This is a genomic window from Curtobacterium sp. YR515 (genome assembly GCF_900113095.1).
Classification (GTDB): domain Bacteria; phylum Actinomycetota; class Actinomycetes; order Actinomycetales; family Microbacteriaceae; genus Curtobacterium.
This window is the reverse complement of sequence record NZ_FOOD01000003.1, coordinates 676,470-689,413: the sequence shown is the minus strand read 5'-3', so window position 1 is coordinate 689,413 and position 12,944 is coordinate 676,470. Positions and strand designations below refer to the sequence as shown.

11 protein-coding genes and 1 rRNA gene are annotated in these 12,944 nt (G+C 69.3%); all 12 read right to left on the bottom strand.

Annotated elements, in window-relative coordinates; translation table 11 throughout:
• A 16S ribosomal RNA gene (locus tag BM028_RS11380) occupies nucleotides 1-162 on the bottom strand; the annotation flags it as partial.
• A 499-nt stretch (nucleotides 163-661) separates the two neighbouring features.
• Entirely contained in the window at nucleotides 662-1,432 is a 771-nt protein-coding gene (locus BM028_RS11375) for a fumarylacetoacetate hydrolase family protein (RefSeq protein WP_070418535.1), read from the bottom strand.
• 30 nt (nucleotides 1,433-1,462) lie between these two features.
• Nucleotides 1,463-2,572: a branched-chain amino acid aminotransferase gene (locus BM028_RS11370; protein WP_092386564.1), complete on the bottom strand. Its 1,110-nt coding sequence runs from the start codon at nucleotides 2,570-2,572 to the stop codon at nucleotides 1,463-1,465.
• 15 nt (nucleotides 2,573-2,587) lie between these two features.
• Nucleotides 2,588-3,655 (bottom strand): 3-isopropylmalate dehydrogenase, encoded by a 1,068-nt coding sequence (locus BM028_RS11365; RefSeq protein ID WP_092386685.1) that lies wholly within the window; start codon nucleotides 3,653-3,655, stop codon nucleotides 2,588-2,590.
• A gap of 13 nt (nucleotides 3,656-3,668) precedes the next feature.
• On the bottom strand, nucleotides 3,669-5,258 hold the full coding sequence (gene serA / locus BM028_RS11360; protein WP_071294936.1) for a phosphoglycerate dehydrogenase: 1,590 nt from the start codon (nucleotides 5,256-5,258) through the stop codon (nucleotides 3,669-3,671).
• Nucleotides 5,259-5,414: 156 nt separating this feature from the next.
• A complete protein-coding gene (locus BM028_RS11355; RefSeq protein WP_070418532.1) occupies nucleotides 5,415-5,795 on the bottom strand; it encodes a hypothetical protein in 381 nt (126 codons plus the stop codon).
• The gene (locus tag BM028_RS11350) at nucleotides 5,792-6,232 is read right to left on the bottom strand and encodes a hypothetical protein (protein WP_070418531.1); all 441 of its coding nucleotides are present in this window, start codon (nucleotides 6,230-6,232) and stop codon (nucleotides 5,792-5,794) included. Before BM028_RS11350 ends, BM028_RS11355 begins: the two co-directional genes overlap by 4 nt.
• A 61-nt stretch (nucleotides 6,233-6,293) precedes the next feature.
• Entirely contained in the window at nucleotides 6,294-7,484 is a 1,191-nt protein-coding gene (locus BM028_RS11345) for a mannitol-1-phosphate 5-dehydrogenase (protein ID WP_070418530.1), read from the bottom strand.
• A gap of 209 nt (nucleotides 7,485-7,693) precedes the next feature.
• Nucleotides 7,694-8,719, bottom strand: a complete 1,026-nt coding sequence (ilvC, locus tag BM028_RS11340) for a ketol-acid reductoisomerase (protein ID WP_070418529.1) — start codon at nucleotides 8,717-8,719, stop codon at nucleotides 7,694-7,696.
• A gap of 117 nt (nucleotides 8,720-8,836) precedes the next feature.
• Complete coding sequence (ilvN, locus tag BM028_RS11335) at nucleotides 8,837-9,337, bottom strand: acetolactate synthase small subunit (RefSeq protein ID WP_022907763.1); 501 nt, start codon at nucleotides 9,335-9,337, stop codon at nucleotides 8,837-8,839.
• On the bottom strand, nucleotides 9,334-11,157 hold the full coding sequence (locus BM028_RS11330; protein WP_070418528.1) for an acetolactate synthase large subunit: 1,824 nt from the start codon (nucleotides 11,155-11,157) through the stop codon (nucleotides 9,334-9,336). Before BM028_RS11330 ends, ilvN begins: the two co-directional genes overlap by 4 nt.
• Nucleotides 11,158-11,203: 46 nt before the next feature.
• A complete protein-coding gene (gene ilvD / locus BM028_RS11325) occupies nucleotides 11,204-12,898 on the bottom strand; it encodes a dihydroxy-acid dehydratase (protein ID WP_070418527.1) in 1,695 nt (564 codons plus the stop codon).
• Between the last annotated feature and the right edge of the window lie 46 nt (nucleotides 12,899-12,944).

Sequence of the window (12,944 nt, the reverse complement as noted above, 5' to 3'; positions counted from 1 at the left end):
CGTCGTTTCCAACGCTTATCCCAGAGTCAGGGGCAGGTTACTCACGTGTTACTCACCCGTTCGCCACTAATCCACCCAGCAAGCTGGGCATCATCGTTCGACTTGCATGTGTTAAGCACGCCGCCAGCGTTCGTCCTGAGCCAGGATCAAACTCTCCGTAAAAAAATTACAACCAACACCCGAAGATGCCAGCGAGTTGATTCTGACTGTTGACTGTCTACTGACAATCTTCAATCCAAAAGGAATTGTCTCCGAACCCACCAGCAAGCTGATGAGTCACGGGGTCAATAAATTGGCATTGACAATGTGCACGCTGTTGAGTTCTCAAGGACCAGACGCACTCCCCACTCGACCCGTGGAACACGAGCATCGTCAGAGAGGCATTTCGTCTCACCCCGAACAGACCACTTCGAGAGTGGATCGTCATCGGGATTCGTTGCCTGAGCGGGACCCCGTCCGGACTGCATCTCCGGGGCGTTCGCTCCGGTGACCGTCTCGGCCGTTCCGTTCTCCGCCTCAGCGGCAACGAGTGATTACTCTACACACGCCCCGGGGGGCCCGCCAACCGTCCCGCACCCCGGGCGTGTCGCAGGGGCTGATCCGCGCGGAGACGCGGAACGGCCCGCCCCCACGGTGGGAGCGGACCGTTCGGTGACGCGTGTCAGTGCTTGGCGATGACCGGGTTCTTCAGTGTGCCGATCCCCTCGATCGTCACCTCGACGACCTCGCCGTCGCGGATCTCACCGACGCCGGCAGGGGTGCCGGTCAGGATGACGTCGCCGGGCAGGAGCGTCCAGATCGACGAGACGAACTCGATGAGGGACGGGATGTCGTGCACCATCTCGCTCGTCGAACCCACCTGGCGCAGGTCGCCGTCCACGCGGGTCTCGATGCGGATGTCCGACGGGTCGATCTCGGTCTCGATCGCCGGCCCGAGCGGGCAGAAGGTGTCGAAGCCCTTGGACCGTGTCCACTGGCCGTCGCGCGCCTGCAGGTCACGGGCGGTCACGTCGTTGGCGATCGTGTAGCCGAGGATCACGCTCGCGAAGTCCTCGCGCGTGACGTTCTTCGCGAGCGAGCCGATCACGATGGCGAGCTCGCCCTCGTGGTCGACGCGTCCGACCCCGGCGGGGAGACGGATCGGGTCCTCGGGGCCGATCACCGACGTGTTGGGCTTGAGGAACACCACCGGGTCGTCCCCGGAGCGCTCGTCCATCTCGGACGCGTGCTCGGCGTAGTTGAGCCCCACGCCGATCACCTTCGACCGCGGGATGACGGGGGCGAGGAGCTTGGCGTCCGCCAGGGGCACCCGCTCCCCCGTGGTCTCGAACCCCTGGTACATCGGGTCACCCGCCAGCACGACCAGGTCGCGCTCGTCGAGGATGCCGTACCGGGGGTCTTCGCCCTTGCTGCTGAACCGTGCGATCTTCACCGTTGGAGCCTATCGACGTGTGGTGTGCGTTCAGGCCGGGTCGGTCAGGCGCGTCATCCACCCGTGCGGGTCGGGACGGCGGCCGTACTGGATGTCGGTGAGTTCGTCGCGCAGGGACATCGTCAGCTCGCCGGCCCCGACGGTCGGCGACCCGATCGTGAAGCCCTCGCCGCGGAGTTCCGCGATCGGGGTCACGACGGCGGCGGTCCCGCACGCGAAGGCCTCGGTGATGGAGCCGTCCTCGACACCGTCGCGCCACTCGTCGAGGGTCACCCGACGGCGTTCGACGCGCAGCCCGCGGTCCTCCGCCAGCTGCAGGATCGAGTCGCGCGTGATGCCCTCGAGGATGGAGTCGGAGTCCGGCGTGACGAGCGTGCCGTCCGCCTTCACCAGCACGACGTTCATGCCGCCGAGTTCTTCGAGGTACTTGCCCTCGACCGAGTCGAGGAACATGACCTGCTGGCAGCCGTGCTCGTACGCCTCTTGCTGGGGCAGGAGGGACGAGGCGTAGTTGCCGCCGGTCTTCGCCGCACCCGTGCCGCCCTTGCCGGCCCGGGCGTAGTTCGTGGACAGCCAGATCGACACCGGCTTCGGTCCGGAGGTGAAGTACGCTCCCGCCGGGCTCGCGATGCAGTGGTACGCCACCGCCTGTGCCGCACGCACCCCCAGGAACGACTCGGTCGCGATCATGAACGGCCGCAGGTACAGGCTCGTCTCGGCCGCCGAGGGCACCCAGTCGACGTCGGTCCGGACCAGCTCGCGGATGGAGTCCACGAAGGTCTCCACCGGCAGCTCCGGCAGCGCGAGCCGCCGCGCGGACCGCTGGAAGCGCTTGGCGTTGGCGTCCGGGCGGAACGTCCAGACCGAGCCGTCGGCGTGCCGGTAGGCCTTCAGCCCCTCGAAGATCTCCTGCGCGTAGTGCAGGACGCTCGCGCTGGGGTCGAGGCTGATCGGCCCGTACGGGTGGACCGAGGCATCGTGCCACCCGGCGTCCAGCGTCCACTGCACGGTGGCCATGTGGTCCGTGAAGTGCTTGCCGAAGCCAGGGTCGGCGAGGATCTCCTCGCGCTCGGCGGCGGCACGGCGCTCGGGTGAAGGGGTGGTGGCGAACGCGAGTCCGAAGTCGGTGTCGGTGCTCATACGGGGAGACTCCTGTCAGGCGGTGGTGGTGCGTGCCGTGGCCGCGGCGGCGATGGCGTCGCCGATCTCGGCCGTGCGACGCTGCGAGGTGCCCCGGTCGGCGAGGTCGGCCTCGACCGCCCGCGTGACCGCCGCCGCGAGGTCGCTGCGACCGATGTGGTCGAGCAGCAGTGCGACGGACAGGATGGCGGCCGTGGGATCGGCCTTCTGCTGACCCGCGATGTCCGGCGCGGAGCCGTGGACCGGCTCGAACATGCTGGGGAAGGTGCCGTCCGGGTTGATGTTGCCCGAGGCCGCCAGACCGATGCCGCCGCTGATCGCGCCGGCCAGGTCGGTGATGATGTCCCCGAAGAGGTTGTCGGTGACGATGACGTCGAACCTAGCAGGTTCCCGCACCATGTGGATGGTGACGGCGTCGACGTGCTGGTAGTCCACCGTGACGTCCGGGTACTCCTGCCCGACGGCCGCGACGGTGCGCTGCCAGAGGGCTCCGGCGTGCACCAGGACGTTGCTCTTGTGCACGAGCGTGAGGTGCCTGCGCGGCCGGCGGTCCGCCAGCTCGAACGCGTACCGGACGACGCGCTCGACGCCGTACGCGGTGTTCAACGAGACCTCGGTCGCGATCTCCTGCGGGGTCCCGACGCGGATGGCACCGCCGTTGCCGACGTACGGTCCCTCGGTGCCCTCGCGCACGACCACGAAGTCGACGTCACCGGGGGACGTCAGCGGCGTCGTCACCGACGGGTAGACGACGGTCGGGCGCAGGTTCACGTAGTGGTCGAAGGCGAACCGCAGCTTCAGCAGCAGCCCGCGCTCGATGATCCCGCCGGCGAGCCGGGGGTCGCGGGGGTCGCCGCCGACCGCGCCGAGCAGGATCGCGTCGTGGGTGGCGATGGCGGACATGTCGTCCTCGGTGAGGATGTCACCGGTCGCGAGGAACCGGTCGGCACCGAGGGAGAACGGGGTCTCCTCCACCACGAGGTCGTCCGGCAGCACGGCGTGCAGGACCTTCAGCGCCTCGTCGACCACCTCGGGTCCGATGCCGTCCCCGCGGATCACCGCGAGCTTCACCGTCTGCGTCATGTCCGCCACTCCCCTACAGCGTGATGTCGATCTCGCGGAGCGAGGCCGCGTCGATCGTGGACCGGACGTGCTCGAGGATCTCGGCCGGGACCGGCGAGTCGACGGTGAGGACGCTCAGCGCCTGGCCGCCGGCGGCTTCCCGCGAGATCTGCATCGCCGCGATGTTGATGCCGGCGTCGCCGAACTCCTTGCCGTAGACCGCGACGATGCCGGGCCGGTCGGTGTACTCCATCACCACGTGGTGCTCGGCGAGGGCGACCTCGACGTCGTGACCGTTGATCTCGACGAGCTTCGCGACCTGCTTCGGGCCGGTGAGCGTGCCGGACACGCTGATCGCCGGGCCGTCGGACTGGGCCCCGCGGATCGTGAGCACGTTCCGGTACTCGGGGCTGTCCGAGTCGGTGATGAGCCGCACGGTGACCCCGCGCTGCTCGGCGATCAACGGTGCGTTCACGTAGGACACCTGGTCGCTGACGACGTCGGTGAAGACGCCCTTGAGCGCAGCGAGCTTCAGCACGCTGACGTCGAACTCGGCGAGCTCGCCGTGCACCTCGACGTCGATGCTGGTGACGGGCGACGTGGCGAGGCCGGTGAACACCTGACCGAGCTTCTCGACGAGCGGGATGCCGGGGCGCACGTACGGGTCGATGACGCCACCGGCGACGTTGACCGCGTCGGGGACGAGTTCGCCGCCGAGGGCGAGCCGCACGGACTTGGCGACCGAGACGCCCGCCTTCTCCTGCGCTTCGTCCGTCGAGGCACCGAGGTGCGGCGTGACGACGACGTTCGGGAGCGCGACGAGCGGCGAGTCCTTCGGGGGCTCGGACACGAAGACGTCGAGACCGGCGCCGGCGATCGTGTTCGAGGTGAGCGCACGGTGCAGCGCGTCCTCGTCGATCAGTCCGCCACGGGCGACGTTCACGACGAACGCGGTCGGCTTCATGAGCGCGAACTGGTCGTCCGAGATCATGCCGACCGTCTCCGGCGTCTTCGGCATGTGGATCGTGGTGAAGTCGGCGCGCTTGAGCAGGTCCTCGAGCGAGACGAGCTCGACCCCGAGCTGCTGGGCACGGGCCGTGGTGACGTACGGGTCGTACGCGATCACCTGGACGCCGAACGCCTGCAGGCGCTGGGTGATGAGCGCACCGATGCGGCCGAGGCCGATGATGCCGACGGTCTTCTCGTACAGCTCGACACCGGTGTACGCGGAGCGCTTCCAGGTGCCGGCGGCGAGCGACGCGTGCGCGGCCGGGATGTGGCGCGCGAGCGACAGGATGTGGCCGACCGTGAGCTCGGCGGCGGAGATGATGTTCGAGGTCGGCGCGTTGACGACCATCACCCCGGCGGTGGTGGCCGCCTTGATGTCGACGTTGTCGAGGCCGACACCGGCACGGGCGACGACCTTGAGGTTCGGGGCCGCGGCGATCGCCTCGGCGTCGACCTTGGTGGCGGAGCGCACCAGGATGGCGTGCGCATCGGCGAGGGAGGCCAGGAGGGCGGGGCGGTCGGTACCGTCCACGTTCCGGATCTCGAAGTCGGGCCCGAGGGCGTCGACTGTGGCGGGCGAGAGTTCTTCGGCGATCAGGACGACCGGCTTCGGCACAGCTGCAGTTTCCTCACACGAGACGGGCGGTATCCCACCATCGTATCGACGTGCGCACGTGGTTACGACCGCAGGGGCGGTCCGGTGGGCGACCACACGACGGACGGGAGGCGCGGTACCAGCCGGCACCGCGCCTCCTGGCCGTCGGACGGACCGTCAGAAATCCAGCAGCCGCGGCACGAAGAGCTGCAGATCGAGCCACAGCGCGCCGGCGGCGGCGAACGCGAGGACGAAGACGCCGATCGTCACCGCGAGCCGCGCGCGACGACTCACCCACAGCGCGACGACGAACGCGATCGGCGCGATCGCGATGTCCAGCACGAGCCACACCCACGGGGTGCTGCGGGCCAGCGAGTCGCCGCCGGACGTCGTGCCGAGGAACGCGTTGAACGCGCGGACGGACTGCGAGACGGTCACGAGGTTGCCGACGCTCTGCACGGTCATGTACGCGAACAGCAGGGCGAACACGAGCCAGACGACGACCTTGCCGACGAACGCCCGGGACGACCGACGGACGGTCGGCGTCGCGGCGGTCACCCGAAGCTCCGTGTCATGAGGAACGGCCACGGGAAGAGGACGAGGGCGCCGAGCAGCATCCACAGCAGACGGCTCCGCGTGCGCTGTCCACGGCCGGCCCAGAGCACGACGGTGAACCACAGCGCGGGCGCGACGATCGACAGGAACCGGAGGACCTCGACGAAGACGGTCAGCACGGTGTCGACGTCCGAGACGTACGAGGTCGAGGCCGTGAGCAGCCAGGCCACCGTGTAGAGCAGGTACAGGCCACCGAAGACGCCGAACCCGATGAGCGCGCCGGAGGTCTCTGGGGCCTCGGGGTCACGGCCGGAGCGTTCCTTGACGGTGACCGGGTTGTGCGCCGCGTCGACGTGGGTCGCGTCGTCGGCGTCGCCCCAGCTGAGGGCGTCGTCGTCGTGGTCGACCGAGCCGTCGGGCGGGGATGCTGCCGTGGTCATGCCTCGATTCTACGAGGCGTGCCGCTCCGGCTCGACCACGGACGACCGGTACGGCCGCTCGTCAGACGTCGGCGGGCTGGGTCTCGAGGACCTCGGCGACGACCTCGCGCACCGCGGGGAACAGCGGGTGGCTCTCCATCAGGCCGGTGAGGATCTCGGTGAGGGCGTGTGCCGTCGCACCCGAGCGGAGCAGCGCGTGCAGCTCGATCGACTCGGGGTCGTTCTCGTCGTCGAAGTCGAGCGCGACGCGCACGGCGCCGAGCAGGTGGTCGACGGGGAGCCCGCGTTCGGCGAGCTGCGCGGCCGGGCCGACGAAGCGCTCGCGGCGGCCGAGCTTCCGGAGCGGGTTGCGTCCGACGCGGACGGTCGTGTCCGGGAGGTGCGGGTTCGCGATGCGGGAGAGGTTCGCGGCGACGTAGCGCGCGTGCTCCTCCGGGTCGAAGCCGTGCTTGGCGACGAGGAGCGCGGTGGTCTCGGCGAGGACGCCGTCGACCTCGGCGCGGACGGCCTCGTCCTCGAGGGCCTCGCGGATGAGGCGGATGCCCCGGACGTAGCCGTGGTAGGCGGCCGTCGCGTGCGCGGTGTTCACCGTGTAGAGCTTGCGCTCGACGAACGGCTGCAGGTCGTCGACCCAGGTCACGCCGTCGATCGCGGGCGGCTCGGCGTCCGAGTCGGCGAAGGGCGTGCGCTCGATGACCCACTCGTAGAACGGCTCGAGCACGACGTCGAGGCCGCCGGACTGGCCGAGCACCCCGGACTGGTCGGGGACGATGCGGTCGATGGCGCAGTTCGCGAAGACGGCGGCGATGTCGCGGTCCTCGAGGATGGGGGCTCGACGGATGCTGGCGTGCAGGGAGTCCGTCGCGTTGAAGGCGTTCTCGCACGCCACGATCGTGACGTCGCCACGGTCGAGCGGCCGGGCCGCCAGCCCCTCCGCGATGACGGGGGCGACGAGCGGGAGGGTGCGGGCGCCGACCGCGGTCGTGACGACGTCGGCCTCGGCGATGGCCCGGACGACCTGCTCGCGGTCGGTCTTGCTGCTGAGGGCCGTGAACCCGTAGACGAGGTGCTCGACCGGCATCTCGCCGACCTCGTGCACGACGAACCGGCCGGCTTCGTTCAGTGCCGAGACGACGCGGTCGTCGACGTCCACGAAGGTGAGCTCGTAGCCGCTCGCGACCAGGAACTGCCCCACGAACCCGCGTCCGATCTTGCCGGCGCCGATGTGGACCGCTCGCTTCGTCACCGCCATCCGACGATCCTCCCATGCTGGACGACGACCTGAGGACCGCCCATGTCCGGGCCGGACGACGGTCGTCGCGAAACGTCCCCGGGAACGCCGAGGGGACGCCGGTGGGCGGCGTCGGGGCTGGTGGTGAAGTGCTGCATAACGTTCGGGTCACATCGCGAGGCGGCGGTGCGGGTGCACCGCCGCCTCGTCGTCGAGTGGTGTTGCGAAGACTACCGCGCGGCGGAACCGTCCACGTAGTCGGCGTCGTTCGACTTCCACGCGAAGAGGGCGCGCAGCTCGCGACCGGTCGCCTCGATCGGGTGGCCCTCGCCCTTCGCGCGGAGTGCCTTGAACTCCGGCGCGCCGGCGTCCTGGTCGTCGATGAAGCGCTTCGCGAAGGCACCGTTCTGGATGTCCGCGAGGACGGCCTTCATGTTCTCCTTGACCTCGGGCGAGATCACGCGCGGGCCGGAGACGTAGTCACCGAACTCGGCCGTGTCGGAGATCGACCAGCGCTGCTTCGTGAGGCCGCCCTCCCAGATGAGGTCGACGATGAGCTTGAGCTCGTGCAGGACCTCGAAGTAGGCGATCTGCGGCTGGTAGCCGGCCTCGACCAGGGTCTCGAAGCCGTACTGGATGAGCTGCGAGGTGCCACCGCACAGGACGGCCTGCTCGCCGAACAGGTCGGTCTCGGTCTCCTCGGTGAAGGTCGTCTTGATGCCGCCGGAGCGGAGGCCGCCGATGGCCTTCGAGTACGACCACGCGAGGTCCCAGGCGGAGCCGGACGCGTCGACCTCGACGGCGACGATCACGGGGACGCCGCGGCCGGCCTCGTACTCGCGGCGCACGGTGTGCCCCGGGCCCTTGGGGGCGACGAGCGACACGTCGACGCCCTCCGGCGCCTGGATGTAGCCGAAGCGGATGTTGAAGCCGTGGCCGAAGACGAGCGTGGCGCCCGGCTTGAGGTTGGGCTCGATGTCGTCCTTGTAGACGATGCGCTGGACCTGGTCCGGCGCGAGGATGACGACGACGTCCGCCCAGGCCGTGGCGTCGGCCGGGGTGAGGACCTCGAAGCCGGCTTCTTCCGCCTTCTGGCGGCTCTTCGAGCCCTCCTGCAGGCCGATCTTGACCTCGACGCCGCTGTCGCGGAGGTTGAGGGCGTGGGCGTGGCCCTGCGAGCCGTACCCGATGACGGCGACCTTCTTGCCCTGGATGAGCGTCAGGTCGGCGTCGGCGTCGTACACGATGTCAGTCACGGTGGTGGTTCTCCTGTGGTCGGTTCGGGAAGCGTTGGTTGCGGTGAGTCGGGAGGAGACGGACTGGAGGCGCGGTGCGGGTGGCGACCCGCGCCTCCGGTCCGTCACGGGTCGCGGTCAGCGCACCCGGTCGGTGATGCTCTTGGGCCCACGGCCCATGCCGAGGAGGCCCGCACGGGCGAGCTCCTTGATGCCGTAGGGCTCGAGCACGCGGAGGATCGCCTGGATCTTGCCGGGGTCGCCGGTCACCTCGACGATGAGCGAGTCGTTCGCGACGTCGACGACCTGCGCACGGAACAGGTTCACTGCCTCGAGCACGGCCGAGCGCGTCTGGTTGTCCACCCGCACCTTCACGAGCATGTGCTCGCGCTGGACGGACTGGGAGAAGTCCAGCTCGACGATCTTGATGACGTTGACCAGCTTGTTGAGCTGCTTCGTCACCTGCTCGAGCGGGAGGTCCTCGACGTCGACGACGACCGTGATCCGGCTGAGGCCGTCGACCTCGGTGTTGCCGACCGCGAGGGACTCGATGTTGAACCCGCGGCGCGCGAACAGCCCGGCGACGCGGGTCAGCAGACCCGGCTTGTCCTCGACGAGGAGGGAGAGGACGTGGCTCATGCGGTTTCCCCCGTCATGTCGGCGTCCTCGTCGTCCCAGGTGGGGGCGAGGGCCTGGGCGTACTCGATGGACGAGTTGCTGACTCCCTGCGGGACCATCGGCCAGACCATCGAGTCGCGGCTCACGACGAAGTCGATCACCACGGGGCGGTCGTTCGTCTCGAGGGCGAGCTGGATGGCGGCGTCGACCTCGTCCGCCTTCTCGACGCGGATGCCGAGGGCGCCGTACGCGTCCGCCAGCTTCACGAAGTCGGGCACGCGGCGCGAGTCGTGGCCGGTCTCGAGGTCGGTGAACGAGTGGCGGCCGTCGTAGAACAGCGTCTGCCACTGCCGCACCATGCCGAGCGACGAGTTGTTGATGATCGCGACCTTGATCGGGATGTCGTTGATGACGCAGGTCGCGAGCTCCTGGTTGGTCATCTGGAAGCAGCCGTCGCCGTCGATCGCCCAGACCACGCGGTCCGGCTCGGCGACCTTCGCGCCCATCGCGGCGGGGACGGAGTAGCCCATCGTGCCCGCACCGCCGGAGTTCAGCCACGCGTTCGGACGCTCGTACTTGATGAACTGCGCCGACCACATCTGGTGCTGCCCGACGCCGGAGGCGTAGATCGCCTCGGGGCCGCTCAGCTCGCCGATGCGCTTGATGATGGCCTGCGGCGCGAGCAGTCCGTCCGTCGGCTCCGCGTAGCCGAGCGGGAAGTCGACCTTGAGCTGCTCGAGCTTCGCCCACCACTCGGCGGTGCTCGCACGCTGGTCGGTCGGGATGCCGCCCCACGCGTCGAGCAGGTCGACCAGGACCTCTTTCGCGTCGCCCACGATCGGGACGTCGGCGAAGCGGATCTTCGAGATCTCGGCCGGGTCGATGTCGACGTGCACGACCTTGGCGTTCGGCGCGAACTCGTCGGCCTTGCCGGTCACGCGGTCGTCGAAGCGGGCACCGAGCGCGATGATGAGGTCGCTGTCCTGCAGGCCGAGCACCGCCGGGACGGTGCCGTGCATGCCGGGCATGCCGAGGTGCTGCGGGTGCGAGTCGGGGAAAGCGCCCCGTGCCATCAGCGTCGTGACGACCGGCGCACCGGTGGCCTCGGCGAAGCGGAGCAGCTCGGCGGTCGCCCGGGAGCGGATCACGCCGCCGCCGACGTAGAGCACCGGACGCTCGGACTCGGCGAGGAGCTGCGCAGCTGCGGTGATCTGCTTGCCGTGCGCCTTGGTGACCGGACGGTAGCCGGGCAGGTCGATCTTCGGCGGCCAGACGTACGGCGCCGACTTCTGCTGGGCGTCCTTCGTGATGTCGACCAGCACGGGGCCGGGGCGTCCGGTCGTCGCGATGAGGTGCGCCGCGGCGAGGGTCGCCGGCACGTCGGCCGGGTCGGTCACGAGGAACGAGTGCTTCGTGATCGGCATGGTGATGCCGACGATGTCGGCTTCTTGGAAGGCGTCCGTCCCCATCAGGGTCGAGAAGACCTGGCCGGTGATGGCTATGAACGGCACCGAGTCCATGTAGGCGTCGGCGATCGCGGTGACGAGGTTCGTCGCGCCGGGGCCCGAGGTCGCGATGGCGACGCCGACCTTGCCGGACGCCGAGGCGTAGCCCTCGGCGGCGTGGCCGGCGCCCTGCTCGTGCCGGACGAGGACGTGGCGGATCGTCTGCGACGCCATGAGCTCGTCGTAGAACGGGATGATCGCACCGCCCGGCAGGCCGAAGACGTCGGTGATCCCGAGGTGCTCGAGCGTCCGGAGGACGGCTCCCGAGCCGGTCAGGATCTCCGGCGTCCGGCGTGCACCGGCGGCCGCGGACAGCGGAGTGGCTTCCGTGGGCATGAGGTGTTCCTTGCCTGGAGTGATGGCGATGGTGCGTGTGTCGACGCTAGCCCGTGACCGCGCCCTTGGCGGCGGACTGGACGAGCTTCGCGAACTTCGCGAGGACTCCGCGGGTGTAGCGCGGGGGCAGCGGGGCCCAGCCTTCTCGGCGGGCTTCCAGCTCGGCTTCGTCGACCAGTAGGTCGAGCGAGCGAGCCGCGATGTCGACACGGATGCGGTCGCCATCGCGCACGAATGCGACTGGACCTGCGTCCACCGCTTCCGGTGCGATGTGGCCGATGCACAGGCCGGTTGTGCCGCCTGAGAATCGTCCGTCCGTCAACAGTAGTACATCCTTGCCGAGTCCAGCGCCCTTGATGGCCGCCGTGATGGCGAGCATCTCGCGCATGCCCGGGCCGCCCTTGGGCCCCTCGTACCGGATGACGACGACGTCGCCCTTCTGGATCTTCCCCTCGGTGAGGGCGTCCATGGCGGCGCGCTCGCGGTCGAACACCCGCGCGGGGCCCTCGAAGACCTCGGCGTCGAAGCCGGCCGTCTTCACCACGGCGCCCTCCGGCGCGAAGGAGCCCTGCAGGATCGTCAGGCCGCCGGTGGCGTGGATCGGGTTGTCGAGCGTCCGGAACACCTCGCCGTCGAGCTCCGGCGGGTCGATCTCGGCCAGGTTCTCGGCGAGGGTCTTGCCGGTGACGGTCATGACGTCGCCGTGCAGCAGGCCGGCGTCGAGCAGCGCCTTCATGATCACCGGGATGCCGCCGTTGCGGTCCACGTCGACCATGACGTACTTGCCGAACGGCTTCATGTCGGCGAGGTGCGGGACCTTCGAGCCGATGCGGTTGAAGTCGTCGAGGGAGAGCTCGACCTCGGCCTCGTGCGCGATCGCGAGGAGGTGGAGGACGACGTTCGTGGAGCCTCCGAGTGCCATGGCGACGGCGATGGCGTTCTCGAACGCCTCCTTCGTGAGGATCTGGCGCGCGGTGAGGCCCAGGCGGAGCATGTTGACCACGGCCTCGCCGGAGCGGTGCGCGTAGTAGTCACGCCGACGGTCGGCGCTGGGCGGCGCTGCCGAGCCGGGGAGGGACATGCCGAGGGCCTCGGCGACCGACGCCATGGTGTTCGCGGTGTACATGCCGCCGCAGGCGCCCTCGCCCGGGACGATCGCACACTCGATCTTCTTGAGTTCCTCTTCCGACATGGTGCCGGCCTTGCACGCGCCGACGCCCTCGAAGGAGTCGATGATCGTGACCTCCTTGAAGGAGCCGTCGGCCTGCTTCACGTAGCCCGGCATGACCGAGCCCGCGTAGAGGAAGACGCTCGCGAGGTCGAGGCGCGCGGCCGCCATGAGCATGCCGGGCAGGGACTTGTCGCACCCAGCGAGCAGGACGGTGCCGTCCAGTCGCTCGGCGTTCACGACGGTCTCGACGCTGTCGGCGATGACCTCACGCGAGACGAGGGAGAAGTGCATGCCCTCGTGGCCCATCGAGATGCCGTCGGAGACGGAGATGGTGCCGAACTGGAGCGGGTACCCGCCCCCGGAGTGGACGCCCTCCTTCGCCCCCTGCGCGAGGCGGTCGAGGGAGAGGTTGCACGGGGTGATCTCGTTCCACGAGGAGGCGATGCCGATCTGCGGCTTCTCCCAGTCCTCGTCCCCCATCCCGACGGCACGCAGCATGCCACGCGAGGTGGTTGCTTCGATCCCGTCGGTGACGACCCGGCTGCGCGGCTTGACGTCGATATCAGGCATGGGGTGAGTCTAGGCGCAGTTGGGATACCAAGCCGACAACTCCATG

Bases quoted from the DNA above. Each gene is read 5' to 3' on its own strand.
- BM028_RS11370 (WP_092386564.1), bottom strand. From the start codon at position 2,572: ATGAGCACCGACACCGACTTCGGACTCGCGTTCGCCACCACCCCTTCA.
- BM028_RS11365 (WP_092386685.1), bottom strand. From the start codon at position 3,655: ATGACGCAGACGGTGAAGCTCGCGGTGATCCGCGGGGACGGCATCGGA.
- BM028_RS11350 (WP_070418531.1), bottom strand. From the start codon at position 6,232: ATGACCACGGCAGCATCCCCGCCCGACGGCTCGGTCGACCACGACGAC.
- BM028_RS11345 (WP_070418530.1), bottom strand. From the start codon at position 7,484: ATGGCGGTGACGAAGCGAGCGGTCCACATCGGCGCCGGCAAGATCGGA.
- ilvN (WP_022907763.1), bottom strand. From the start codon at position 9,337: ATGAGCCACGTCCTCTCCCTCCTCGTCGAGGACAAGCCGGGTCTGCTG.
- BM028_RS11330 (WP_070418528.1), bottom strand. From the start codon at position 11,157: ATGCCCACGGAAGCCACTCCGCTGTCCGCGGCCGCCGGTGCACGCCGG.
- ilvD (WP_070418527.1), bottom strand. From the start codon at position 12,898: ATGCCTGATATCGACGTCAAGCCGCGCAGCCGGGTCGTCACCGACGGG.